The sequence below is a fragment of the Marinomonas sp. CT5 genome, assembly GCF_018336975.1.
Lineage (GTDB): Bacteria > Pseudomonadota > Gammaproteobacteria > Pseudomonadales > Marinomonadaceae > Marinomonas.
Window position 1 is genome coordinate 1,037,627 of record NZ_CP025572.1, and the last position, 25,355, is coordinate 1,062,981.

The window sequence follows — 25,355 nt, forward strand, 5'->3', positions numbered from 1 at the left end:
TGGGTTTTTTATCTGTTTTTAAAGCAGACTTAAGTGTTAGCTCATTGGATTTAGCAAGAAGTATAATACAACAGCTACCGCAATTGGTGCTGTGAACTTCATTGATAGGTTCCATAGCGAAAATAAGACGCCAGACATGTTGAGCTCTTCTTGTGCGAACTTATTCTTAACAACCCAACCAGCAAATAGAGCAATGAATATACCGCCTAATGGCAACATGATGTTTGCTGTAATGTAGTCTAAGAAGTCGAACGTATTTTTACCGAAGAAGGTGACGTCAGACATAAAGCTGAATGAACCTAGGCAAGCAATACCAAGTCCCCAAACAACAATCCCTAAACCAACCGTTGCGGTAATACGCTTCAGATTGAAACGCTCTACCAAGAAAGCAACGGTAGGTTCTAGCAAAGAAATAGCAGACGTCCATGCGGCTACACCGACTAATACGAAGAACAATACACCAAATAATTGACCAAAAGGCATTTGACCAAACGCAACAGGCAAAGAAATAAACATCAAGCCAGGGCCAGCAGCAGGATCCATTCCGTTCGAAAAGATAATTGGGAAGATAGCCAAACCAGCGACTAGTGCCACAAGAGTGTCGAGTGCGCCAATGGCTAAGACAGTCTTACCAATAGAAGCATCTTTGGTCATGTATGAGCCGTAAGCCATGATGGTTCCCATGCCCAATGATAGGGTGAAGAACGAATGGCCTAGAGCAACCAAAGCAGCTCCCCAAGTTAGCTTGCTGAAGTCAAACTCGAACATGAAATTCCAACCTTGCGCAAAACCGCCTGTTGTCATTGCATAGCCAAGCAAAATGATAAGTAAGATAAACAAAGCAGGCATCATGATGCGAGTTGCTGTTTCAATGCCTTTGTTGATGCCAGCAGCAACCACTGCGATACACATGATGCTGAAAAGAGTATGCCAGCCTAGAAGGGTGGATGGATCAGCAAGTAGGGCGCCGAAGGCAGCACCAGCATCATCAGATGAGATACCACTCATTTCACCTGTTAGCATTACTTTAATGTAATGAAGGACCCAGCCGCCAACAACCGAATAAAACGAAAAGATAAGGATGCCTGATAGCATTCCCATCAAACCGATTAAGCCCCAAGATTTAGAACCTTCGGATTCTTCCGCCACATCTTCCAATGCATCAATAGGGTTCTTACGTGCCCGACGGCCAATAAATACCTCAGCCATCATGATTGGAATACCCACCAATAATATGCAGGCTAGATAAACAAGAACAAATGCTCCACCACCATTTTCGCCTGTGATGTAAGGGAATTTCCAAATATTACCTAAACCAACAGCGGAACCTGTTGCTGCCAAAATGAATATCCATCGGCTAGCCCATGAGCCTTGGATAGAAGTTTTATTTTTCATAGTTATCTCTAAGTAGTTGAAATTATTATAAATAAACAGCGTTCGGTACCTTTTTTAACTTTTATTACGGTTCCTATTTAATCAGTAAAAATTAACCGAAAAGGCAAAAGCTCCGAATAGGGACGGGATTTTCCGAATTTCACCCTACATATGCAACAAAAAATGAATGTTTATACTGAATTCTATTGTTTTTTAATGGTTTTCTAAGGAATTAGAAAGTGGATGAATTTATAAGCTTATGGTTGTAATGGTTAGTTCTCTAAATAAAAGCTGGACATATAAAAGCTTTTAGGTAGAATAATTAGACATCAAATTATTTTGATGTTTAGAACCAGTTTATTGACATTAAGTTCTTATATATCAGTCGATACTACTATCTTTACTGATTAGATTTATAAGTTTAACTGGATATTAATACTTTGATTTCTAATGGATATGATTATGAATTCAGACAAAATAACGTTGTCGAAGCCTAGTTCAATAGATGGAATGGCAGTTAATCAGTTGGTGGCCGCATGTCCTCCTCTAGATACAAATTCTGTTTACTGCAATTTGTTACAAGCCAGTCATTTTAGTGATACGTCTGTTGCTGCGAAGTGGGACGATGGAGAGTTAGCCGGTTTTGTCTCTGGTTATATCCTTCCCAGCAAAATGAATACTCTGTTTGTTTGGCAAGTCGCTGTGAGTGAAAAAGCTCGCGGGCAGGGTTTAGCCAAAAAAATGGTTTCATCACTGCTTGAACGATCCAGCTGTTCAGGTGTGCATTACATCGAAACCAGTATTACAGCGTCAAATGAAGGCTCTTGGGCTTTGTTTAGACGTCTCGCTGAGCATTTAGGTGCTCCTTTAAAAGAATCTGTCATGTTTGATAAAGAAGAACATTTCCAAGGAAAACATGATACCGAGCACCTTGTCACAATTGGCCCAATTTAATAAGAAGGGAAGATTTATGTTGAGCTTGAGAAATCTTTTTTCGCTCTTCCATGTGTCTTCTACCTCACACTCTTAAGTAACTTTTATTAATTATAAGGATGATATAAATATGAAAATTTTTGATGAAATCGAATCCGAAGTACAATCTTATGCCCGCTCTTTCCCTCGAATTTTTAATCGTGCACAAGGTGCTCATTTGTTTGATGAGGAAGGTAATAAATACTTAGATTTCTTGGCTGGCGCAGGGACATTGAATTATGGTCATAACAACCCTGTCTTTAAAGAAAAACTAGTCGAATACATTATGGAAGATGGTATTACTCATGGCCTTGATTTGCATACCAAAGCCAAGGGGGAGTTTTTAGAGTCTTTCAAACAATATATTTTAGAGCCTCGTGGCTTGGAATATATGATGCAGTTTACAGGTCCGACAGGTACAAATGCGGTTGAAGCCGCCCTTAAGCTGGCTCGTAATGTTACAGGTCGTGAAAATATCATTAGTTTCACTAACGGTTTCCATGGTTGCAGTTTGGGTGCCTTGTCTGTAACGGGTAATTCACACCACCGTGGCGCAGCCGGAACCACCTTAGGTGCAGGTGTTTCTACCGTCCCATTTGATGGTTATTTAGGTGATGGTATTGAAACAACCGAATACCTAGACAAAGTTTTGTCAGATTCTAGTAGCGGTGTGGATACGCCAGCGGCCGTTATTGTTGAAACGGTGCAAGGTGAAGGTGGTATCAACGTAGCAAGCTTTGACTGGCTGAAAAATTTAGAAGCCGTTTGTAAGAAGCACGGAGTGTTGTTGATAGTTGATGATATTCAAGCGGGTTGTGGCCGTACTGGTACCTTCTTCAGTTTTGAAGGTGCAGGTATTAAGCCTGATATTGTTACCATGTCAAAATCATTGAGTGGCTATGGTTTGCCGTTTGCGGTGGTACTGATGCGCCCAGAATTGGATGAATGGAAGCCAGGTGAACATAATGGTACTTTCCGAGGTAATAATTTGGCTTTTGTAACGGCAAAAGCAGCAATCGAAACCTATTGGAAAGATGATGCGTTTGAAAAAGAAATCAAGCGTAAAGGTGAATACATTCATCAACGTACTCAAGCCATTGTTAATGAATTTGGTGAGGGTAATTTCGTTGTTCAAGGTCGAGGCATGATGCGCGGTATCAACTGTGTAAGTGGTGAACTGGCTGAGAAAATTACCAAAAAATGTTTTCAAAACGGCTTGATGATCGAGACCTCTGGTGCTGATGATCAAGTGGTTAAGTTCCTTTGTCCTTTGATTATTAGCGATGAAGACCTAAAACAGGGTATTGATATTCTGGAGCGAGCTATTCGTGATGTTTGCGCCAAAGAAGAGGATATGCCTGAAGCGAAAAGCTATTTTGATGAGAACTACGACATCGCTGTCTAGTTCCTTCTCTACTAAAGCCGCTGTCTTATTGCGAAGCGGCTTTTGCCTTTTACCTGAGTGAAGCAAATTGTAAGTAAAAAACCTCAGGTTTCTATTGGTAACTCTTTACCGACATTTAAGCGATCTTCGGATCATAAGGAGAAAATAATGTTTGCACGTGATCTAGCAGAGTGTGAGAAAACCGAACGCCGTGTTGTTTCACCAGATGGTAACTGGGAAAGCACACGTCTTTTATTAAAAGAAGACAATATGGGCTTTTCTTTCCACATCACCACGATTTACGAAGGAAAAGATTTTGATATGCACTATCAAAACCACCTTGAATCTGTGTACTGCATTTCAGGAGAAGGTGAAGTAGAAAGCCGCGAGACGGGCCAAAAACATCATATTAAACCTGGCGTCGTTTATGTACTTGATAAGCATGATGCCCATACTTTGCGCGCGTTTAAAGAATTGAAATTGGCTTGTGTATTTAACCCTCCAATCACGGGTAAAGAAGTACACAACTCAGAAGGCGCTTACGAGCTGCTGGATTAATCTGAAAAGATCAAAAAGCGCCGCATCAAGCGGTGCTTTTAGCTCAATGGAATAGATAGATTTTAAGTCATCTTTTTGAGGTTTATGTAGTCGCTGAAATGTAATGAAAATACGACCTTCCTTTGTTTAAAAAGACAATGTTGGAATGTCAGATAACGTTTCTTTATCGTCATTGATTGAACAAAATGATTTTGAGGACAGAATGATTTTGTTTAATTGTAATGCCTCGCACTGCTCAAATAGCAACATTACCTCAGCGCCTCGCTCAAATTTATTTTTTGTCCATCTTGCCTTATCGAATTGTGTGAATCTACTCATTAGGAATGCAAACTAAAGGCTGAAGACATCACGGCTAGGAAGTTAATTAAAGCGCTTAAAAAATGTGATTAATGCTTAAATTTTCCGCAACCTTATGACAATATAGCGGCAGTTTTAGATTTCGGCATACGTTGGCTTTTAGCCCCTTAACTAATTGGAAAAATCATGGGACAACATACAGTTGAAAAAATTGGCGGCACGTCCATGAGTGACTACCGTTCAGTTCGTGACAATATCATTTTCAAACCTACTTTAATAAACAATATATATCAGCGTATTTTCGTTGTTTCTGCCTACGCTGGTATGACTGATCAGCTGCTAGAACACAAGAAAACAGGCGATGCTGGTGTGTTTGCCTTATTCGCTCAAGAGCGTAAGCAAAATAACTGGTTCCCTGCGTTACAAGATGTTCGTACCGCCATGTTAGAGATTAACCACAGTTTGTTTGAAGCGGGTGAGTTACGTGATAAAGCTGACGCCTTTCTAAACAGTCGTTTACAAGAAGCTCAAGAGTGTCTTGAGGATCTTCACCGCCTTTGCCAGCATGGCCATTTTTCGATTAGCGAGCATCTTGCTACCGTACGAGAAATGTTGGCGAGTCTTGGCGAAGCACACAGTGCTTGGAATACCGCGCATTTGCTACAGCGTGATGGTGTAAATGCGGTATTTGTTGATTTGACTGGCTGGAACAGCCCAAGTCATATGTCATTAGATGAGCGAATTTTAGATGCGTTTAAAGACATTGATTTGAGCAAAGAATTACCTATTGCAACAGGCTACGCTCACAGTGAAACGGGCTTGATGTCGACTTTTGACCGTGGTTACAGCGAAATGACGTTCAGCCGAATTGCTGTTTTGACAGAAGCTCACGAAGCCGTTATCCACAAAGAGTTCCATTTAAGCAGTGCTGACCCGCGTTTAGTTGGCGAAACCAACGCCGTACCAATTGGTCGTACTAACTATGATGTGGCTGACCAACTTGCTAACCTGGGTATGGAGGCCATCCACCCGAAAGCGGCTAAAGGTCTACGTCAAAGTGGTATCTCGTTACGGGTGAAAAACACCTTTGAACCAGAGCACACAGGTACACTTATTACGGGCGATTATGTGAGTGATGCGCCTTGTGTTGAGATTATTGCTGGTTGTCGTGGTGTCTTTGCGGTTGAGCTATTTGATCAAGATATGGCGGGGGATATCGATAAGTTCGATGTGGATATTCTTAAAGTATTAAGACAGTTCAATGCTCATATCATCGCGAAAGATATTAATGCTAATACCATTACTCATTATTTGGCGATCAACCTTAAAACCTTGAAGCGAGTGATGCGAGTACTCCACGAGCGCTTTGAGGACGCTGAAATTACACAGCGTAAAGTAGCCATTGTATCGGCTATCGGCAGTGATATGAAAACGACCGGTATGTTAGCGAAAGCGGTGAAAGCGATTGCTGAACAAGAAGTTAACGTATTGGCAATGCACCAATCTATGCGTCAAGTAGATATGCAGTTTGTGGTTGATGAAGAAGACTACGAAAAAGCCATTTGCAGCCTTCACAAAGAGTTGGTTGAAGTGCATAACCATGGTCGAGCTATTTGTTTAGCGTCTTAATGACCTAAAATTATTTGTCATTCAAAGTCCCAAGTACTGATACTTGGGGCTTTTTTGTCAGCGCTTAATTCTGATGTTTGATTGGTTTACCTTCATTAAATTCTTTTGCTGTAACGGCTTTACCGACGTAATAACCTTGCCCAAAGTCACATTGGAATGCTTCAAGCATTTTCCATTGCTCTCTGGTCTCTATACCTTCCGCTAACACTTTGATGTTTAGCTTGTGAGCCATGGCAATAATGGCCTCAACGATTTTTCGATCATCAGGGTCATTTTCTAGGTCCATTACAAAGCTACGATCAATTTTTAGCAAGTCCACAGGAAGGTTTTTAAGCTGAGAAAGGGACGAATAACCAGTACCAAAATCATCAATGGCGATGCATATTCCCATATCTTTAAGGGTTTGAAGTAAATGTCTAGCAAGATGGATGTCCTGAAGAATCGATGTTTCGGTGATCTCGAAACCAATCAGGTGAGGCGGAACTTGATATTTAGATAATAGTTCTTGAACTGCCTTAACAAGTTTTGGGTCCGATAATTGCTCTGAAGCAAGGTTAATATGAAGCAATATATCTGGTCGGCCATCTTCTAGACGTTGTGCTAAATAGGCAATGCTATTTTCGAGCACCCAATAACCTAGTTCTACAATTTTTCCGGTATTTTGAGCAAGGAAAATAAAATCGTCAGGAAAAATAAGGCCTTTTTCAGGATGGTTCCAACGAATTAATGCTTCAGCTCCGAATACTTTATCAGTATGTAAATCAAACTGTGGTTGGAAATACATTTCAAATTCATTGCGTTGCAATGCGAGTGTTAAATCACTTTCAGCCTTAACAAGGTTATGGGTGCTGATTTTCATTTTTTCAGTATAAAAGGCATGCTGATTTTTACCCATTAGCTTGGCTTGATACATCGCCATATCCGCGTTTTGCATAATGGTAACAAGGTCATAGCCATGCTCTGGAATCATGGCAATCCCTAGTGACGTACTCAGTATAAATTCTTTATCATCGACTTTCGCTGGAATTCGAATGCATTCTAAGATTTGGTTTGCTCGCTCTTCTGCTTGTTTATAATCAAGGATATTACTTAATAAGATACCGAATTCATCACCGCCCAATCGCACAACTAAATCTGATGTGCTTGTCAGTTGGTTGAGCCTTGTTCCAACAATATTCAGAATATGATCTCCGACATCATGGCCAATGGTGTCATTAATTTGTTTAAAATTATCCAAGTCAAAGTATACAAAAGCAGATACACGTTTCTGTTTCTGATTTTTGTATAAGATGTCTGGTAGACGGTCTTGTAAGTAACGCCGATTTGGCAAACCAGTAAGGGGGTCTTTGTAAGCGAGTTCTTGGAGTTCAGATGTTTTTTCTTTGACTAATTTGCGGAGTTTCAATGGCTGTAGGAGGATGGCGTATAAAGCAATGGATAATAGGAATGCTACGATGAGGCTAATCATATAGCCTATTATCTTTCGTTCTTTTAATTGATTATCTAATGCCCGACTAATTTTAAGGGTCCAAGTACCTACAGGCAGAATAAGGTTCGTTGATGCCTGAATTTCAGCAAGTGGTGTAATTGAAGAAGATAAGAGGATCGTTTCTTTTGTTGTGGCGTGTTTTCTTGAAAGGCTGTATTGATAGCCTTCGCTTTCTAACTGTTTCAATTTCGTAGCTTCCAAAAGGTTATCTAAATAAATAACCGCGGAAGCAAATCCCCAAAAAAGTTCGTGTTGAGTTCCTTTATTTAAAAAAATAGGCGCTCGACTAATAACGGCAATGCCTCCTTGTACTAAGGAAACGGGTCCAATCGCAATTAATTGATGGTTTTTAATCGCTAATAAAGCGGCTTCTTGAAATTGTTCATTGCTTAGTATGTCCAACCCAATAGCGGATTCATTTCCTGCTAGCGGGTAGATATTAGAAATAATGCCGTCTGGTGCAAGTTGAAGGTTTTCTATGCCGCCAATGGATTTGATAAGTTTATCGGCGAAATTGTCAAACCATTCACCGCTGCCACGATTCTGCTCTACTTCATAAGCTAGAATTTGTGCGGATGTAAAGGCGGCAGAAAGACGGCGTTCTAAAACAGAAGCTTGAGTGCGAGATAGGCCACTTAAAAGAGATTCTTGTTGTTTGATAATGGAGGTATTGGTTGATTGAGTCCAATAACAGCCCAATACCGCAATTATGCAAAAGGCAATCAAGGAAAAAATCACGGCGGAAGGCGGCTTAAACTCTGCTTTCTTCAACTAATAACCCTTTAGTTAATGGTTAAGAGATACACTGAAATAAATCGTACATTGAGATAAATCATACACATAAAATTTTTAAAAGTATTGAGACTTTATCATTATAAAGTTCCGAGTTAGGTGTTAGTAAGAAACATCGGTGTCTTGTTTGAAAAATAAAAAGCGACGATATTTTCATAAACATCGTCGCTTTTATTCTCGTTTTTTGCGAGCGAAGATTAATTACCCCAGTGCTAAAAATAATCCAGCAATGGCAATTAAACTACCTGTTATACGAGTCACGATAGGGGCTTGGAAACGTGCAACTGTTATACCAAAGCCGATACCTGCTACGTGTAATAACACTGTGGCTAATGCAAACCCCAAGGCGTATTCTGCACCATTAGCATCTAGAGGCATTTCTAAACCGTGAGCCGCGCCATGGAAAAGTGCGAACAAACCGGCAATGCCTGCGCAAACAGCAACAGGGAAACGAGCCGCGCCTACTAATAAAGCACCCATTAGAATCACTGATAGGACAATGCCTTGTTCAATGAAAGGAACTTGTACGCCAGCAATAGCCAAGCCACCTCCTATTAGCATAGTCCCTACAAAAGCCGTAGGCACAATCCATAAAGCACGACCGCCAAGGCTAGCCGCCCATAGACCGATTGCCAGCATAGCCAGTAAATGGTCCAAACCACCCATTGGGTGCATGAAACCTGTCATGAAGCTGGTTGTATGTTCGTGTCCAGGGTGAGCAAATGCAAGAGCAGGTAGTGCCGCAACAAGGGCAGCTAATCCCATTTTAAGCGAAGATAAACGCATGGTATTGTCTCCAAATAGATAAATATGAATAAGATCTTACGAAATAGTTTGTTCGAACCACCGCTCTTGCGGCTGGGTGTGAGGATTCTAACACACCTAAAACTAGGGTAAATTGAATGATGTTATTAGGTAGAAACGAATCATTCAGGTTAAACAAAAAATTAAGATAAAGAGAATATTAGTTTGTGGTATTGTTTTTAGAGTGAGTACGAGTGTTCATACTTAGTTGATTTTTATTAAATGTATAAGAGATACATGGAGGTAAACGATGGTTATGTTTTATTTAGTCTTAGCTATTCTTGGAACCTTGATTCCTTATGGCGCTTTTGTTCCTTGGCTAATGCAAAACGGGATTGATATTCCTCAGTTTTTCACTGAAATGATGGCAAATCCCATCAGTATTTTTGCCTGGTTGGATGTGTTTGTTGCGGCCATTACTCTGTTGGGTTTTATTCTCCATGATGGTCAAAAGAACCAAGTGAAATGGCGATATATCGCTATTGTAGGAACTTTAAGCGTAGGCGTCTCTTGCGGGTTACCTCTCTACCTTTATTTACGAGAAAGACAGACTCGCGCAAGGTAAAAACAAAGTGAGTGCCACTTAGTAGCAAATTTAAGGATTCAATATGAGCTTTCATTTATGGACTTTGTTTTGTTTGGCTTACTTGGTGACCACCTTGTCACCTGGGCCAAATGTATTGTTAGTACTCAAAAATAGTATTCAATTCGGTTGGGAATCGGCCTTTATCACGATTTTTGGTAATTTGTTTTGTCAGTTTTTAATTGTTTGCCTAGTTGCTTTGGGTGTTGGCGCTTTGCTGCAAACTTTGCCTGTATGGTTTCTGGTGATGAAAGTGTTGGGTGGAAGTTATTTGATTTATCTTGGTATTAAAGCCCTCAGATCCAAAAAGACATCGACTTTTGATTCGATCGATAAAGCGGCTATCACTAATTCGACGAAAACGGGATTTGCATTGTTTGGTGAAGCTTTCTTGGTCTCGGCCAGCAATCCTAAAACACTGATTTTTTTGTCGGCTTTCTTACCGCAGTTTTTAACGCTCGAATCGCCAGCCTATATGCAGTTTTTGATCATGTTTATTAGCATCTGCGCTATCGTGACTTGTGTACATATTGGTTATGCTTTTGGGATTGCACGTTTAGGAAAGCATTTTTCGCTCAAAAAAATGGAAAACAAAATTACTAAAATAACGGGTGGCTTGTTTATTAGCATGGGCGGCGGCATATTGTTGAGTAATCGATAGGTCAATTTAGCGGGAGAGGAGGGGATTATGGCAAGCGGCTGGGCGCAAGACGGTGCGGTGCAAGATCAAATAGACGCGACGGTTGATTCCGAAGTAGAGCGCGCAAAAAACAGCATGCCTAAAGGTGATAGTCTTACTCATTGTGAAGAGTGTGACGCAATAATCCCGGAGCCTCGTCGTAAAGCCATTCAAGGTGTGCGTTTGTGTATCCAGTGTCAATCTGAGCAAGAGAAGAAGGGCCGAGCGTCTTTGTATAACCGTGCAGGTAGCAAAGACAGTCAGTTAAGATAACGACGACAACTCATTTTTGTACATTTCATTGATATTCGTTCCTGTATTCTCCATCGAATCTGCCTATTTAAATATGAATTTTTCCTGCTTGAACTTCCGCATTATGGTAAGGTTTCGCCTATATAAATGGGTGTCTTAGCCATGAGCTTGATACTCTGTTTCTTTCAGAATTAATAAGGGTGAGACTGTGGCAGACGCTTACGCAACAGAAGTAAATAAATTAGAAAAACTACGTGCGGCTTGGTTGCCTGCTGTCGAATTTCTATTTGGTGAAGCCGTAGAAGAAGCCAAATTTGATGGCTTTGAGGTTTGGGATGACATTGCGAAACCAAGTGCCGTATTTGAGCACGCTGACGAGCCATATCGCTACAAAATCCATATGCCAGCAAGAGTTTTCAGTAATGATGTCATGTTGCTAGCCGATGTGATTCAAGAAATGGTACGTGGCCAGTATCCAGTGGGTTACGAAGGCGCAAAAGTACCGGCTTTATGTGAAGGCGTGGCTGTATTCGGTGCGGTGACGGCTATTAAACAAGTGTTTGGAGAGGAGTCTGTGGATTCCTACTTGAATGCTCTGAAGGAACAAGCGTTTCCTTATTACGATGCTTTTTCTTATGTAGCGGTTTTGTTGGCAGAAGATCCTCAGGCCATTAAGAAGTTGCGTGGTGTTCAGCCTTTCTTATACAAGGTTGAAAAAGCCGACTTTGAAACGGCGCAAGTAGAAATCGATCGTAAAATCAAAGACATCCTTTTATTAGCTTTTCGTGCTTAATAAATAACGCAAAACGAAATGAAGAAAAATGCCGCGCATACGCGGCATTTTTTATACATTATTTTAGTTTTTCACCGAAGCAATTAAGTCCTTTCAAGGTTTCTTCTACCGCTATATCAATGGGAGTGGCAGGTTCTTTTCCTATCTTTTGAACTAACTTACTGTTGTCCATGCGAATAGGTCGTTGCCATAGATACTTCATTTCCATCAGTTCTTTTAGTGTTTCGTTGAATGGCACCATTAAAGACATTATCCACCATGGGAAAGCTCTAATTTTGGGTGTTCTGCCAGTGTTTTTTTCCACTGAGCGACGAATGGCGTTAGCCATTTGTGTGCCATCTTCATCCCAAAAACCGGCCATGTGAAATGTAGAGAACGCTTTTAACGTATCGCGAGTGTCGATTAATTTGACCATGGTGGCTGCCACATCGGGTAGGTAAGACCACTGATGACCAATGTTTGATTTAGAAGGATTATTGATGGTTCTTACTGCTTTGTTCGGTTTGATCAGGCCTTGAGAAAACCAGCTGCTTGGCGCGGTTGCTCCGAAAAAATCCCCCGCTCTCACGATAATGACCTGCCCACCTTGTTTGGCAAAATCTTCTAAGCGGTTTTCCATTTTTACCCGAATACGACCTTTTTTTGTCGATGGGTGTTGGGGAGAGGTTTCCTGCAATAAGGGAAAAGCGTCTTCACCATAGTTATAAATATTGCCAGGGAACACCACACAAGCTTGTGTCTTCTTGGCTACAGTAATCGTATTTTCTAACATAGGTAACCCCAAGGTGTCCCAGTTCTTATAGCCAGCAGGGTTCACACAATGAAAGATTACACTACAGCCTTGTGCGGCTTTTTCTACATCGGATTGATTAAGTGCGTCACCTTGAAACCAAGTGATATGGTCATTTTTTTGTGTTTGGGAAGTCTCTCTTTTGAGTGCATTGATATGCCATCCTGCTTGATTAAGTTGACGAGTCAGCTCGCTACCAATTCCACCAGTGGCACCTAATACCAGTACTTTAGGTTTTTCGTTTTGTAGTGGTTTCATCGTTTCTCCAGAGGCAATTGCTAAATAACTAGATTGATCAAGCAAGCTTAGATATTCTCTTTGTTAAAAGAAATTGTTGAAAACAATGGAGCGGTTATACATTTTTGTATGAATGAAAAAATTGGATGGGATTGGTATCGATCATTTCTGGGCGTGATGCAGGAAGGTTCGTTGTCGGGCGCTGCGCGAGCATTAGGTTCAACGCAACCCACTATTGGGCGGCATATTTCGGAATTGGAACGCGCTTTCGATATGACTTTGTTCATCCGCACTCAAGGCGGTTTGATGCCTACCGAAGCGGCAAATGCTCTATTACTTCCAGCCCGTGAAATGGCAAATGTTGCCGCCTCAATGGAGCGTGTTGCAACCTGTCATGGTGAGGGTGTTCAGGGCACGGTTAGAGTCACTACCAGCGAAGTACTGGCCATTGAGGTGTTACCTGATATTCTAGCCCAAATTGCTGAAACATTACCTCAGGTCAATATCGAATTATTATTATCAGACAAGGTGCAAGATTTGCTTAATCGTGAGGCGGATATTGCCATACGTTTATTTCGCCCAACGCAAACTCAATTAATCGCACGGCGAATTGGTCGTATTCCCGTTGGTTTTTTTGCGCATAAAATCTATCTTGAAAAATATGCCACTCCAACAACATTGGCTGATCTTGAAAACCACTGTCTAATTGGCTTTGATCGCTTGACCGATTACATTCGCAATGTAACCAAAACACTGCCTTTTCCAATTGATAAACATACGTTTCGTTTTCGTACCGACAGTAATGTGGCGCAATTGGCCTTGACTCGTGCGGGCGTAGGAATTGGTTTGTGTCAGGTTGGTTTAGCTGAACAAGACGATAATCTGGTTCGCTTATTGGAAGAAGACTTTTGTTTTGACATGGAGTCGTGGGTCACCATGCACGAAGACCTGAGAAAGAATGCTGCATGCAACGCTGTCTTTGATCAATTGGTGGTAGGGATGCAAAGCTATGTAGGTTAGTTGATCAGAGAAAGTGCAGCTCAACAGCATCTTGTGCTGAGCTGCATCTAACGCTAGCTCTTCAATTCAGATAGTTCTTCACTAAACCAAATTTTGCGTTTAAAACGAGGGTTTTTAGACGACATATCAATTTTGTATGGATTTGGCTCATGAGTTTGTGGCAAATCAAGGATGTTGCAAAGTTCTTGAGCAAGCCATTTCTCAACTTTTAATACCACCATTTTCTTACGCAAACGACCTTGTTCGTCACGGTTCAAAATAGTCGGTAAGGTATTTAACGTTAAGATTTCACCAATCGCTGGGTGCGCCATGCGCTCACGACCTTCATCGCTGGCATAGAAGTGTGATACGGCAAACACCATGCGCTCAGGGTTGATTTGTTGTAAGAATTGGCAAGATTTCACGACGGTAGAGCCGGTGCGAACCATATCGTCAAACAACACAATGCTCGCACCATCTAGGCCGTCGAAAGTATGCTCACTCTCTTTGTGAAGCGTGATTTCTACTTTACGCTCCGCCGTACGGTCTTTATCAAGCATGATGAATTTCGCTTTGCTCAGGCCCAATGTTTTAAACATTTCTTTTACGAAATCACGAGCGCCTTTGTCTGGGGCGCACAGCACCAAACCTTCACCATCTTTGCCGTAATTTAGAATGTTTGAATTTAACAAGTAGTGGGCATAAATCTCATAAGGGATTAAGTTATGGAAGTCGCCTTCAAACACTTCGGTAAACATTTTTTGAACGGAATCAGAATGGTTGTGAATCGTCATTACAGTGTCCACACCAGAAAGCTTCAATAATTGAGCATAAAGCTTGGCAGTGAATGGCTGACCATCGAATTTTTTCACATCATGGATGTCACGCTCAAAGCTGGTTTCACCTAAACTTTGGTGAGGACCACGATCCTGTGCGCTGTAGAAAAGGTCGGGTTCGACAAGAATAACGCGGTCAGCTCCGTTTTCTTTGGCGGCGCGGGCGATAATCAGGTTGGACATTGCTAATTCTTGGCGACTTTTTACGTGACTGCCAGTACTTACTATGATGACAGCTTTTCCCTTGAGTTTACGGCCAATGTTATCAAAATCGGCTTCGTCTGAGATAAAACGTGGGCAAAACTCTGAGTTCATGAATTGCTTCATGCTGATCAAATCAGCGATGTCTTCGTGTTGACCCATTGCATAAGCAACATCAATTGCAAAAGGATTATCGGAGGAGTTACTAACAACGACGACATTAGTAGCCTGACCGGTCGACAAAGTCATGAGAGATCCTTAACTTAAGGGTAGGGGAATTTGCGCTGATTTTAATACTTGTAGGCTTTTTTCGATAGGGCTGATTGAGGATAAATGGTATTTTTTAGTTATTTGTTGGGCAATACGATCTTTTTCGTCAAGCGAAATTGATGCGCTAGATACACGGGGTCAGTGGGAGGTGATTGATTCCAAATGGCTTTTAAGGTGGCTACGGTGGCTGGACCATACAAGCTAGCAGGAACGCCAACTGAGTTGAGCCAGCTCGCAATCCAAGGGTTAAGCGGGTTGTCGTCAAAACCGAAAAAAGTGATATCTTCCAGAGCATCTAACCCCATTTCCTGAGTGAGACGATAGGCGCCATAAGCGAGCATATCGCTTAGACAAACAATGACATCAGGTCTTTTGGGTATCTCCAAAAAAGTCTGCATACTTTTGTAGCCAACTTCCAAATGATTAAGTCCTTCTGCGTGAGCATGAGGAATATCTTCTGGGAGAATGCCAGCCTCAGCCAACCTGTCTAGCAAACCTCTTCGCCGTTCGGCAGCCGCGGTCAATGCCAAAGACGCATGAATAATCCCAATGTGTTGTTTGCCATTTTGCAAAAGGATATTGGCCACATCAATACCCGCTTGGTAATTGTTGATGCCGACATAATGGCTGTTCGTTTGGTCTGGTGCAGGGCGATTAACAAAAAGGAGCGTAGTACCGTTATCACGATAATCGCTTAACAGTTCACTTTGCACGGCACCAATAATGACCACGGCTCGCGCAAGTTGAGACTGCATTTCTCGCAAATATTCGTCTTGAATGTCGGCTTCTTCATGGGTGTCACAAAGGGACATGATGTAGCCTTCGTCTCTTAATGACCACTCTATTGAGGAGGCTATGGCAGACATGGTTGGATTTGCCAAACTCGCTGCTAATACGCCAACCATGCGGCTTTCTTGACACCTCAAGGCTCTGCCAATACTTGCTGGCCGGTAACCAAGTTCTTCCACCGCTTTTTTGACTTGTATGATGGTTTGTTCAGATGCCTTGTTGGTAATGCCGTTAATAATACGCGAAGCCGTTGCCGTCGATACTTTGGCGTGAGCCGCCACCATAGCCAAAGACACTCTGCTGCTTGTTGAGAGTTTTTGTTTACGACGTTGGCTGGGCGGCATGAGATATCCTTAGTAAAGGTTTTGGCGTGTAAAGATTCTAACTGCGTTTGATTGGGGCAACAAGCAAGCGGCTTGATTCATTGAGTTGGGAATACTTTAGGGCTTGAGCAGGAAGGAATACCTTGTTTATACTTTGATTGGTTAATCGATTACCCAATGATGAAATTTAATGCTGCTTGGTAAGCGTTTTAGTCTTCAAAAAATAAAGATAATAAGGATGGTTATGATGATAAATAAGCCGATGACCCGATGCGCCTTAACTCTATTGGTCGCATCCTGTATCCCATTTTCTGCACTAAGAGCGGAAAACAGAATCGATACAATACGCGCGGATGCTCCCGAGCTGGCCGCCTATGGAGAACAAACGGTTGGTGTTAGACAATTAGATTTTATTCATAAAGATCAAATTGATATTTTGAATACGGATATGAATAGAAAAGAAGGCGATGCCTTTCCCTATTATGATCGCCCTTTAACTGTTGAGGTTTGGTATCCTGCACAGGCTAACTCTAGCGGTTCTCGGGTGCTTAAAGCCTATATGCGAGATGGCAAAACACTCGTTGATTTACATGGTAAGGCCATTTTAGGCGCGAAGCCTGCCAGTACAAAGCAAGCATTCCCCTTGGTGATTATGTCCCATGGTTATCCTGGTAATCGCTTTTTAATGTCGCCGATCGCTGAAAATATTGCCTCAAAAGGCTATGTGGTCGTGTCAATTGATCATACGGATTCTACCTACAGCACCTTGTCTAAAGTCAGCTCAAGTTTGGTGAATAGAACCAAGGACCAGTTGTTTGTTTTGGATCAAATTAGCCAGTTAGCCAAAGATAAAACGTCCTTTTTGTATAATTTAGTTGATGCCGATAACACAGGAATCATTGCTTATTCAATGGGCGGCTACGGTACGGTTGTGACCGTGGGCGGTGGCTTAACGCAATACGCTTTGGATCAACGAGAAGGCTTGTTTTCTACTCCAAAAGGCACTTTGGACCAGTACTTGAGTGGCAGCAAAGAATATTTAGCTCTAGCTGATAAGCGAATTAAAACCGCAGTGACTTTCGCCCCAGCTGGAATGAAAAGACACTTTATGGATTCAAACACCACAAAAGGCATTCGAGTTCCGATGCTCTTTATTGCTGGCTCAGAAGACGATGTGGTCGGCTACGAAGAGGGTGTGCGAGCATTATGGAAATCGGCAAGCGGAGTGGATCGCTCTTTGCTGACGTTTGAATATGCCAATCACAATGCAGGTGCCCCAATGGCACCACCAAAAGAAGCCAATGTGCTGTCTCCGGACTTGGGCTTTAACCTAAGCATGCATTACCTTGATCCTGTTTGGGACAATGTAAGAATGAACAATATTTCAACTCATTTCATTACCGCTTGGCTGGGCAAGTACTTAAAACAGGATGCCACCATGTCGAGTTACTTTGATCTTGTTCCCGTATCCAATGACGGGAAATGGAGCAAAGACAAAAATGGCATGGACAAACCAGATAATACCTACTGGAAAGGTTTTCCTAATAGAAGCGCAAGTGGCTTGAAATTGGAAAGCTTAAAAGCGGGTTCTTAAAACGGCTTTTCGCCAAATAAATGGATTGTTTGAATAAGACCCAAAAAATGAATTGTCTTTTGGGTCTTATTTTTTATCTTGCTTCACACTGTTGATAACAGCTCGGTTTCCTTGGGCAAACGGCACCGCGTGAACAAATCAAACGTGCGTCATTGTCTATGCCGCGTTCTACCCAATTAATATTGAGAATTTTCGCCACGCTCATGAGGTCTTTTTTAATGCTTCTCGGGATTTGGGATGAGCCTCCTTTGGTAACGCAAGCTTCCCGTAAATCAGCGGCGATGGAGAGGGCGTCTTTGCCTTGGGCATCAATGGCGGGGTTCAGATCAATGCCAGAGCAAAGTACGTGGCTGTTGCCTGCAAGGTCTTGCACTTTGACCGACTCACAAGCGTAAATGCGTGGCTCGTCGCCAACATTAAGAATCGATATTTGTGCTGACGTGCCTGTACTTGGTTCGCTGATTTTTCGAAACACAGACCAGTGCTGACACGGGTCTTCGACCATGCTCATATTGCCCCAAGGCAGAGGGATGCCATTACCACGATACACAGCCTTTAGTTTACCTGGCGCATAAGCATCGAAATAATGCCAGTGGGGATAAGGTGACGCCGCTGTCATGCGGCGCATGGTCACGGATTCAGAAACCCCCGCCAGTTGTGCGGTATTAATTTCGTAGCCATTGCGGTCCAGCATTTGCCTAAATGGCACTTTAGGACACAGCAGTGCACCAGCAAAAAAGCTACATTCAAAGTCTCGCCAAGCAAACAAAATATCCTGAGCATCCATACCTGATGATTGAATTTTGGCGGCTTTCGCTTGTAGTGGCGATATCTCATTTCGCCCAGTGACTAAGACGTTCTTTAGTCCGTCTTTGTCATGTAATACCGTGTGGCCTATGTGTACCGCAAGATTGTATTTCAGACGCTGAGGCTGATTTTTCATGATTTGGTTGATGTAAATTGTGCCTGGCGGATCAAAAAAAGACGTCACTACATGGCTTTCATCAATGCCCATTTCTTGTAAAACCGCCAGTGGTGTTTTGCGGAACCATTTGATTTGTAAGCCCATCTGTTTAGTAATGGCGATAATTTCATCAAGGCTCAATGGTAAGCGTTTGAGTCCCACTTCTTCCGCCGCACGTTCTAAATCTGGGAAATGATTTTGATGATGTTCTTGGTGGGCGCGAATCAATAAATGAGCAAATTGACGACCGCTGGTGCCAGTCTGAGAAAGCATTTCAGGGATGGCGATTTGCAGTATTTCTTTGGAAAACAAAAAGTTTGGCTCTAACGCCATGCCATCGATACCACCGCCAGATCCTTTGGTTGGGGTAATGGCTTCTTCTTCCGGAATGTCATCCAAAAACCAGTCAACATCTTTTTGAAAAACGCTGGCAATCACTTCCAAAACGTCTTCACTTGGGATGCGTTTTCCCCTTTCGATCATGGATAAATATGACACAGATGGTGCTGATTCTGCGTCGACTTTTATGCAGCGGGCCGAGAGGTCTTCCATCGTCAAACGGTTGCGTTTACGCAGGTTGCGGATCTTTGTGCCCAAAAAATGGGCCTTGCGGTTGAGGCTATTTTTATTTTTCATTTTTGTAAAATTTACACTGTGTAATTCTTATTGTGAAATTTTAGATTAGACGGGCATAGACTATAAATCAAGCAATCGTTAGAGAGTTTAAACGCATTGCTAACCCTAAGAATCAGAACGATAAGAGAAAGAAGGAAAGCGAGATGAATATGCCCCAAGCTAAAAATAACAGTGTGATTCATCCAGGGTTTTGCCACTTCATCAATGAAGAAGTGCTACCGCTTCACACGATTGAACCAACAAAATTTTGGCGTGATCTTGAGCAATTAATCGCTGATTTATCGCCTATTAATCGTCAACTTTTGGCGACTCGCGATGCGATGCAGCAGCAGATTGACCAATGGCATATTGACCACAAAGGTCAAGAGATAGACATCAAGGCGTATGACGCTTTCCTACGTAAGATTGGTTACTTAGTCGAAGAGGGGGAAAACTTCACCGTTACCACTTCAAATGTCGATGAAGAGATCGCGAGTCTTGCTGGCCCTCAGTTGGTGGTGCCCGTTAAAAATGCGCGTTTTGCACTGAATGCTGCCAACGCTCGTTGGGGCAGTTTGTACGACGCTTTTTACGGTACGGATGTGATTGCGAAAACATCGGGCTTAGAAACGACTGTTTTGGACAATAAAGGTTACAACCCTGCTCGTGGTGAAGCGGTTATTGCCAAAGCGAAAGACTTTTTGGACCAAGTGTTTCCATTGGAGTCTGGCTCTCACCATGACGTCATCAGTTACATGGTTTATTACCACCATTTATTGGCCTTTTTCCAAGATGGTAGCCAAACCGGTTTGCAACAGCCTTGTCAGCTGGTGGCCGTGAATGGGCAGCGCAGTGAGCCAGAAGCCATATTGCTAAAAAACCATGGTTTGCACGTTGAAATTCAATTTGATCGTAATGGAAAAAATGGCGCAAATGACCCAGCTAATATCAATGACATTTTAATTGAGTCAGCCCTAAGCACCATTATTGATTGTGAAGATTCCGTCGCCGCGGTGGATGCGGAAGACAAAATAGAAGTGTATCGCAACTGGTTAGGACTGATGCAAGGTACGCTGGAAGCCAGCTTTAACAAAGATGGGCAAACGCAAACACGCCGCATGAATCCTGATCGTATTTTTACGGATTTAAATAACCAAGAATACCGTTTGCATGGTCGTTCTCTGTTATTGGTTCGTAATGTTGGCCACTTGATGGAATGCGACTTGATGCAAGACGAGCTGGGAAACTTTGTTCCCGAAGGCATTATCGATGCCGTGGTGACCAGCTTGATTGGCGCTTTGGATTTACAGCGTACTGCCCATAGCCGAATGAGAAATAGCCGCACTGGCAGTATCTACATTGTGAAGCCAAAAATGCATGGCCCTGAAGAAGTCGCGTTTAGCTGCGAATTGTTTTCTCGCGTTGAGCAAATGCTAGGTTTGCCCGAAAACACGATCAAGATCGGCATTATGGATGAAGAGCGTCGCACCACCCTGAACTTGAAAGAGTGCATTCGTCAGGCGCAATCAAGAGTCTTCTTCATCAATACTGGTTTTCTAGATCGTACTGGCGATGAAATTCACACCAGCATGCAAGCGGGTGCCTTTTTGCCAAAGGAGCAAATCAAGAATCAACCTTGGATCCAAGCTTACGAGAACCGCAATGTAGACATTGGATTGCAATGTGGTTTGCCAGGCAGAGCACAAATTGGCAAAGGCATGTGGGCAATGCCAGATGAAATGGCGGCCATGATGACAACGAAAATTGCTCACCCTAAAGCGGGTGCCAATACAGCTTGGGTGCCATCACCAACGGCGGCCACATTGCACGCATTGCATTATCACCAAGTGAATGTGTTTGAAGTGCAGGAGCGTATTAAACACCGCCCAAAAGCGAATCTAACGGATCTATTAACTATCCCAACGATTCCAAGCAACCTTACTTTGTCGCAGCAAGTGATCGAACGTGAAATCGAAAACAACGTTCAAGGGTTACTTGGTTATGTGGTGCGCTGGGTAGAAGCGGGCGTTGGTTGTTCAAAAGTCCCTGATATTAACAACGTGGGCTTGATGGAAGACCGCGCCACTTTGCGAATCTCCAGTCAGCACTTGGCGAACTGGTTTCTGCATGGAATCTGTAGCAAAGAGCAAATTGATGAGGTGATGCAACGCATGGCATTGGTGGTCGATGAACAAAATAAAGCCACCGAGGGATATCGTCCGATGGCGAACAATGCCAATAGCGTCGCTTTCAAAGCCGCGCAGGATTTGATCTTCAAAGGTGCTATTCAACCTAACGGTTATACAGAGCCCTTGCTACATGCCTACCGAATACAGGTAAAGGACACGCACTGAAAACGAATGAATTGTTAAGAATTTGTACCCACTTAAACAACCTAAAGAGCGAGAAAAACGATGCATACTTACAAAAATAAAACGCAACAAGCTAGCCAGACGATCCATTCACAAGGTCCAACTTGGGCCGCGATGAACCCAGAATCTGTGGTTAGAATGCAATTGCAAAACCGTTTTAATACAGGGCTAGATATCGCGAAATACACAGCTAAGATCATGCGCGAAGACATGGCGAACTATGACAAAGACCCAGCGAATTACACTCAGTCTTTAGGTTGCTGGCATGGATTTATCGGCCAACAAAAAATGATTTCTATCAAGAAGCATTTTGGTACAACCCGTAGCCGTTACTTGTACTTGTCTGGTTGGATGGTGGCGGCCATGCGTTCTGAATTTGGTCCATTGCCAGACCAGTCTATGCATGAGAAAACCTCCGTGCCAGCTCTTATAGAAGAACTTTATACCTTCTTAAAACAAGCGGATGCCCGTGAGTTGCAGCATCTTTTCAAAGAAATGGATGAAGCGAGAGCCGCTGGAGATCAAGTGCGTGAGCAAGCGGCACAGCAAAAAGTGGATAACTTTGAAACTCACGTTGTGCCGATTATTGCCGATATTGACGCGGGCTTCGGTAACGAAGAAGCAACCTACTTGCTAGCGAAGAAAATGATCGAAGCGGGGGCTTGCTGTATTCAAATTGAAAACCAAGTATCAGATGCTAAACAATGTGGTCACCAAGATGGCAAGGTGACTGTTCCCCATGAGGATTTCTTAGCGAAAATTAATGCCGTTCGTTATGCCTTTCTTGAGCTTGGTGTAGAGGATGGTGTGATCGTGGCGCGAACCGATTCTTTGGGCGCGGGCTTGACTCAAAAGATCCCTGTATCTCAAACAGCAGGTGACTTGGCCGAGCAATACAATGCCTTTATTGATGGTGAAGAAGTGACGTCATTGGCGCAAATGAAATCGGGTGATATGGCCATCAAACTGGGGGATCGTCTCATCAAACCAACGCGTTTGGCTAATGGTTTGGTTCGCTTTAAGCCAGACACAGGCGCAGATCGCGTGGTACTGGATTGTATTACGTCTTTGCAAAATGGGGCGGATCTATTGTGGATCGAAACGGAAAAACCGCATATTGGTCAAATAGCTTCCTTGGTGAATCGTATTCGTGAGGTGATGCCAAATGCAAAGCTTGTGTATAACAATAGTCCGTCTTTTAACTGGACATTGAACTTCCGTCAGCAAGTGTTTGATGCGTGGATGGAAGAAGGCAAAGACGTGAGTCAATATGACCGTGACAAGCTGATGTCTCAAGATTACGACGGCAGCGCATTGTCAGAGGAAGCGGATGAGCGTATTCGTCGTTTCCAGAAAGACGCGGCGGCTCAAGCGGGGATTTTCCACCATTTGATTACCTTGCCAACTTACCATACCGCAGCTTTGTCTACGGATAATTTGGCGAAAGACTACTTTGGTGAGATGGGGATGCTGGGTTACGTGAAAGAAGTTCAGCGTAAAGAAATTCGCCAAGGCTTGGCTTGTGTGAAACATCAGGACATGTCTGGATCAAACATTGGTGATGATCATAAAGAATATTTCTCTGGTGAGCAGGCCCTTAAAGCCTCTGGCAAAGACAATACCATGAATCAATTTGCGGTTTGATTAGGTAAATCGCAATTGGAAAAGCCAGCAGTTTTCCCCCTGCTGGCTTTTTTGGGCTTAGTTTTCAATAGTTATGAAATGCACTATTATGAAGTTAATTAGTCTATGGCAGCCGATGCAGCCTAAGCTATTATTGTGCATTTAATTTGAGAACATCATTGAAAAATTTACGTTTTACCTTGGGTGATCATCAACTCAATGATATTAGTTTAAAAGATTTAGCTAGGCGCTCTAGATATGGCGGGATATTTTATTTATTAGCGTTTTGGGCCGCTGTCTTTACTTCTGGATCAGCCAGTGAATATCTAAGTACTATAGGGGCTTTTTCAGGGTGCTTTTTGTTTTTGCAAATTTACCGTTTGGTTTTATTTTTTCAACTCACTTCTGACAGCAATATTAATATCGGTTCTTTCGCTTCTCGTTATGCTTTTATCTACAATTCATCAGCGGTTATGTGGGCAAGCAGCTCTGCGTGGCTTTTTTATGTAAACCCAACTATAGATTTGGCTGTAACAGTAAATGTTATGGCTGCCGCAGGCATTAGTATGGGGGGGATCACAGTATTAGCACCTTCTTATAAAATCATGCGTAGTTACTTCATGCTGATATGTTTTCCCTATGCTTTCTTCGCTGCTTTACTGTTAAACGAGCCTGGCAATTTGCTTATTGCCGCTTTAGTGGTTGGCTATGGTATGTTCATTTTTATTACTGGAAAGCAGCAAAACAGTTTTTATTGGCAGGCACTCAATGATAATTTAAAACTTTCCCTTCAGGCTGAAGAGCTAGAAAAAGCAAAAATAGCCGCTGAACTTGCTGGGCAGGCGAAGGCGGATTTTTTGGCTGCGATGACTCATGAAATACGTACTCCTATGAATGGTGTGCTTGGCATGGCTCAATTACTATCAATGGGAGATCTCAACGAAAAACAGCAGCAGCAAGTGACCGTCATTAATAATGCTGGTCGAACTTTGATGCATATTATCAACAATATACTCGATTATTCGAAAATTAATGCAGAGCAACTTGAGCTAGAAAAAATTCCATTTAGTTCGCGTAATATCGTCAATGAAGTGATGTTATTACTTTCCCCACAGTTTGAGAAAAAGCCAATCAAGCTCCGGTCTACAATCGGAGATATTCCTGAGTTAGTTCAAGGTGATCCTTTTAGAATTCATCAAATTCTTTATAACCTTGTTGGAAATGCTTTTAAGTTTACGGATGAAGGTGAAATATCTATTGACGTGTCTTGCACGGACGGTCAAGAAGAAAATACGGTGATTTTGTCTTTTTCTGTTAGAGACTCAGGCATTGGTATTTCGCCTGAAGACAGGCAGCAAATTTTTGAACAGTTTTATCAGGTTAGTCATTTTAACCCAAATATTCGAGGTACTGGGTTGGGGTTGAGTATTACTCAGCGTTTAGTCGAGCTTATGGGCGGAACTATTTCAGTTGAGAGTGAGGTTGGTGTAGGTAGCACTTTTACGGTTGCGCTTCCTTTTACACTTCCTCTTGATGAAGATTCATATGAGTCTGTTTTTCCTCCCGGCGAACAAAATGATTTAGATGTTAAAGCGTTGCATGTATTACTAGCTGAAGATAACAGAGTGAATCAAATGGTTTGTAAACAATTTTTAAACAAGCTTGGATGTTCTGTTGATTTGGCTGAAACTGGGACTATGGCTTTAGAAATGTTCAATCGTTCTAAGAATCGCTATGACGTAATTTTTATGGATTGTAATATGCCTGAAATGGATGGCTTTACAGCTGCGGCCGCTATTCGTGAAATTGAGCATAGCGAACAGTTGATTCCAACACCTATCGTTGCATTAACAGCTCATGCAGAAGATAAAGTAAAACGACAATGTTTCGAATCTGGGATGAATTTATTTTTAAGCAAGCCTTTTTTATATGAAGATTTAGAGTCTATGGTTAATAAAGTTCGAATCAATAGATTAAGCTAATCCTTCCGTTCAACCTATTCACCTCTATCAATCCCACCAAAGTTGCGGACTCCGCACTAATTAAAAATACAAGCGTAATAAAAAATAAGAAAAACTTTCATTAATGATTCAGTCGTGAATGGCTAAAGCTTATGGATTCATCAAATCGTCATAG

The 25,355-nt window shown here is 42.3% G+C and carries 20 protein-coding genes; 13 read left to right on the forward strand and 7 right to left on the reverse strand.

The features are described from left to right. Positions 1 to 36 precede the first annotated feature (36 nt). Positions 37 to 1,395 carry a sodium-dependent transporter gene (locus C0J08_RS04945; RefSeq protein ID WP_212654998.1) on the reverse strand — a complete coding sequence of 453 codons (1,359 nt, stop codon included), beginning with the start codon at positions 1,393 to 1,395 and terminating at the stop codon, positions 37 to 39. 441 nt (positions 1,396 to 1,836) lie between these two features. On the opposite strand from C0J08_RS04945, the gene ectA reads away from it, so the two are divergent. The 4 genes from ectA to C0J08_RS04965 all read left to right on the forward strand — a co-directional run bounded on the left by ectA (position 1,837) and on the right by C0J08_RS04965 (position 6,214). Beyond that, a complete protein-coding gene (gene ectA, locus C0J08_RS04950; protein WP_212654999.1) occupies positions 1,837 to 2,328 on the forward strand; it encodes a diaminobutyrate acetyltransferase in 492 nt (163 codons plus the stop codon). Between the two features lie 109 nt (positions 2,329 to 2,437). Then, positions 2,438 to 3,751, forward strand: coding sequence for a diaminobutyrate--2-oxoglutarate transaminase (gene ectB, locus C0J08_RS04955; protein WP_212655000.1), 1,314 nt, complete (start codon positions 2,438 to 2,440; stop codon positions 3,749 to 3,751). Between the two features lie 147 nt (positions 3,752 to 3,898). Continuing rightward, on the forward strand, positions 3,899 to 4,288 hold the full coding sequence (locus C0J08_RS04960) for an ectoine synthase (protein ID WP_067013657.1): 390 nt from the start codon (positions 3,899 to 3,901) through the stop codon (positions 4,286 to 4,288). 483 nt (positions 4,289 to 4,771) lie between these two features. Beyond that, entirely contained in the window at positions 4,772 to 6,214 is a 1,443-nt protein-coding gene (locus C0J08_RS04965) for an aspartate kinase (RefSeq protein WP_212655001.1), read from the forward strand. A gap of 64 nt (positions 6,215 to 6,278) precedes the next feature. On the opposite strand, the gene C0J08_RS04970 is transcribed toward C0J08_RS04965, so the two are convergent. Then, positions 6,279 to 8,474 carry a bifunctional diguanylate cyclase/phosphodiesterase gene (locus C0J08_RS04970; RefSeq protein WP_212655002.1) on the reverse strand — a complete coding sequence of 732 codons (2,196 nt, stop codon included), beginning with the start codon at positions 8,472 to 8,474 and terminating at the stop codon, positions 6,279 to 6,281. A gap of 222 nt (positions 8,475 to 8,696) precedes the next feature. After that, the gene (locus C0J08_RS04975) at positions 8,697 to 9,281 is read right to left on the reverse strand and encodes a HupE/UreJ family protein (RefSeq protein WP_212655003.1); all 585 of its coding nucleotides are present in this window, start codon (positions 9,279 to 9,281) and stop codon (positions 8,697 to 8,699) included. Positions 9,282 to 9,549: 268 nt separating this feature from the next. On the opposite strand from C0J08_RS04975, the gene C0J08_RS04980 reads away from it, so the two are divergent. From C0J08_RS04980 to C0J08_RS04995, 4 genes are all read left to right on the forward strand, one after another. Next, positions 9,550 to 9,864 (forward strand): DUF2834 domain-containing protein, encoded by a 315-nt coding sequence (locus tag C0J08_RS04980; protein WP_212655004.1) that lies wholly within the window; start codon positions 9,550 to 9,552, stop codon positions 9,862 to 9,864. A 43-nt stretch (positions 9,865 to 9,907) separates the two neighbouring features. Continuing rightward, entirely contained in the window at positions 9,908 to 10,543 is a 636-nt protein-coding gene (locus tag C0J08_RS04985; RefSeq protein ID WP_212655005.1) for a LysE family translocator, read from the forward strand. Positions 10,544 to 10,570: 27 nt separating this feature from the next. Continuing rightward, positions 10,571 to 10,834 (forward strand): DksA/TraR family C4-type zinc finger protein, encoded by a 264-nt coding sequence (locus tag C0J08_RS04990; RefSeq protein ID WP_212655006.1) that lies wholly within the window; start codon positions 10,571 to 10,573, stop codon positions 10,832 to 10,834. Between the two features lie 187 nt (positions 10,835 to 11,021). After that, on the forward strand, positions 11,022 to 11,606 hold the full coding sequence (locus C0J08_RS04995; RefSeq protein WP_212655007.1) for a hypothetical protein: 585 nt from the start codon (positions 11,022 to 11,024) through the stop codon (positions 11,604 to 11,606). Positions 11,607 to 11,664: 58 nt separating this feature from the next. Here the strand turns inward: C0J08_RS04995 and C0J08_RS05000 are convergent, their stop codons facing one another. Continuing rightward, on the reverse strand, positions 11,665 to 12,654 hold the full coding sequence (locus tag C0J08_RS05000; RefSeq protein WP_212655008.1) for an NAD-dependent epimerase/dehydratase family protein: 990 nt from the start codon (positions 12,652 to 12,654) through the stop codon (positions 11,665 to 11,667). Between the two features lie 108 nt (positions 12,655 to 12,762). On the opposite strand from C0J08_RS05000, the gene C0J08_RS05005 reads away from it, so the two are divergent. After that, the gene (locus tag C0J08_RS05005) at positions 12,763 to 13,653 is read left to right on the forward strand and encodes a LysR family transcriptional regulator (protein ID WP_212655009.1); all 891 of its coding nucleotides are present in this window, start codon (positions 12,763 to 12,765) and stop codon (positions 13,651 to 13,653) included. 53 nt (positions 13,654 to 13,706) lie between these two features. On the opposite strand, the gene C0J08_RS05010 is transcribed toward C0J08_RS05005, so the two are convergent. Continuing rightward, positions 13,707 to 14,918: a phosphoribosyltransferase family protein gene (locus C0J08_RS05010; RefSeq protein WP_212655010.1), complete on the reverse strand. Its 1,212-nt coding sequence runs from the start codon at positions 14,916 to 14,918 to the stop codon at positions 13,707 to 13,709. Between the two features lie 98 nt (positions 14,919 to 15,016). Beyond that, positions 15,017 to 16,072, reverse strand: a complete 1,056-nt coding sequence (locus C0J08_RS05015) for a LacI family DNA-binding transcriptional regulator (protein WP_212655011.1) — start codon at positions 16,070 to 16,072, stop codon at positions 15,017 to 15,019. Positions 16,073 to 16,295: 223 nt separating this feature from the next. Between C0J08_RS05015 and C0J08_RS05020 the strand changes: the two genes are divergently transcribed. Continuing rightward, complete coding sequence (locus C0J08_RS05020) at positions 16,296 to 17,645, forward strand: alpha/beta hydrolase family protein (protein WP_212655012.1); 1,350 nt, start codon at positions 16,296 to 16,298, stop codon at positions 17,643 to 17,645. A 73-nt stretch (positions 17,646 to 17,718) separates the two neighbouring features. Here C0J08_RS05020 and C0J08_RS05025 read toward each other — a convergent pair whose 3' ends face one another. Continuing rightward, entirely contained in the window at positions 17,719 to 19,206 is a 1,488-nt protein-coding gene (locus C0J08_RS05025; RefSeq protein WP_249344512.1) for a DUF3612 domain-containing protein, read from the reverse strand. Positions 19,207 to 19,388: 182 nt separating this feature from the next. Here C0J08_RS05025 and C0J08_RS05030 point away from each other — a divergent pair, with 182 nt between their 5' ends. The 3 genes from C0J08_RS05030 (at position 19,389) to C0J08_RS05040 (ending at position 25,201) form a co-directional block, all read left to right on the forward strand. Next, positions 19,389 to 21,578, forward strand: a complete 2,190-nt coding sequence (locus C0J08_RS05030; protein WP_212655014.1) for a malate synthase G — start codon at positions 19,389 to 19,391, stop codon at positions 21,576 to 21,578. 60 nt (positions 21,579 to 21,638) lie between these two features. After that, positions 21,639 to 23,240, forward strand: coding sequence for an isocitrate lyase (locus C0J08_RS05035; RefSeq protein WP_212655015.1), 1,602 nt, complete (start codon positions 21,639 to 21,641; stop codon positions 23,238 to 23,240). A 158-nt stretch (positions 23,241 to 23,398) separates the two neighbouring features. Further along, entirely contained in the window at positions 23,399 to 25,201 is a 1,803-nt protein-coding gene (locus C0J08_RS05040) for an ATP-binding protein (protein WP_212655016.1), read from the forward strand. Positions 25,202 to 25,355: the final 154 nt, after the last annotated feature.

Coding starts and splice junctions, on each gene's coding strand:
- C0J08_RS04945 (WP_212654998.1), bottom strand. CDS start 1,395: ATGAAAAATAAAACTTCTATCCAAGGCTCATGGGCTAGCCGATGGATA.
- ectA (WP_212654999.1), top strand. CDS start 1,837: ATGAATTCAGACAAAATAACGTTGTCGAAGCCTAGTTCAATAGATGGA.
- ectB (WP_212655000.1), top strand. CDS start 2,438: ATGAAAATTTTTGATGAAATCGAATCCGAAGTACAATCTTATGCCCGC.
- C0J08_RS04960 (WP_067013657.1), top strand. CDS start 3,899: ATGTTTGCACGTGATCTAGCAGAGTGTGAGAAAACCGAACGCCGTGTT.
- C0J08_RS04965 (WP_212655001.1), top strand. CDS start 4,772: ATGGGACAACATACAGTTGAAAAAATTGGCGGCACGTCCATGAGTGAC.
- C0J08_RS04975 (WP_212655003.1), bottom strand. CDS start 9,281: ATGCGTTTATCTTCGCTTAAAATGGGATTAGCTGCCCTTGTTGCGGCA.
- C0J08_RS04980 (WP_212655004.1), top strand. CDS start 9,550: ATGGTTATGTTTTATTTAGTCTTAGCTATTCTTGGAACCTTGATTCCT.
- C0J08_RS04985 (WP_212655005.1), top strand. CDS start 9,908: ATGAGCTTTCATTTATGGACTTTGTTTTGTTTGGCTTACTTGGTGACC.
- C0J08_RS04990 (WP_212655006.1), top strand. CDS start 10,571: ATGGCAAGCGGCTGGGCGCAAGACGGTGCGGTGCAAGATCAAATAGAC.
- C0J08_RS05000 (WP_212655008.1), bottom strand. CDS start 12,654: ATGAAACCACTACAAAACGAAAAACCTAAAGTACTGGTATTAGGTGCC.
- C0J08_RS05005 (WP_212655009.1), top strand. CDS start 12,763: ATGAATGAAAAAATTGGATGGGATTGGTATCGATCATTTCTGGGCGTG.
- C0J08_RS05010 (WP_212655010.1), bottom strand. CDS start 14,918: ATGACTTTGTCGACCGGTCAGGCTACTAATGTCGTCGTTGTTAGTAAC.
- C0J08_RS05015 (WP_212655011.1), bottom strand. CDS start 16,072: ATGCCGCCCAGCCAACGTCGTAAACAAAAACTCTCAACAAGCAGCAGA.
- C0J08_RS05020 (WP_212655012.1), top strand. CDS start 16,296: ATGATGATAAATAAGCCGATGACCCGATGCGCCTTAACTCTATTGGTC.
- C0J08_RS05030 (WP_212655014.1), top strand. CDS start 19,389: ATGAATATGCCCCAAGCTAAAAATAACAGTGTGATTCATCCAGGGTTT.
- C0J08_RS05035 (WP_212655015.1), top strand. CDS start 21,639: ATGCATACTTACAAAAATAAAACGCAACAAGCTAGCCAGACGATCCAT.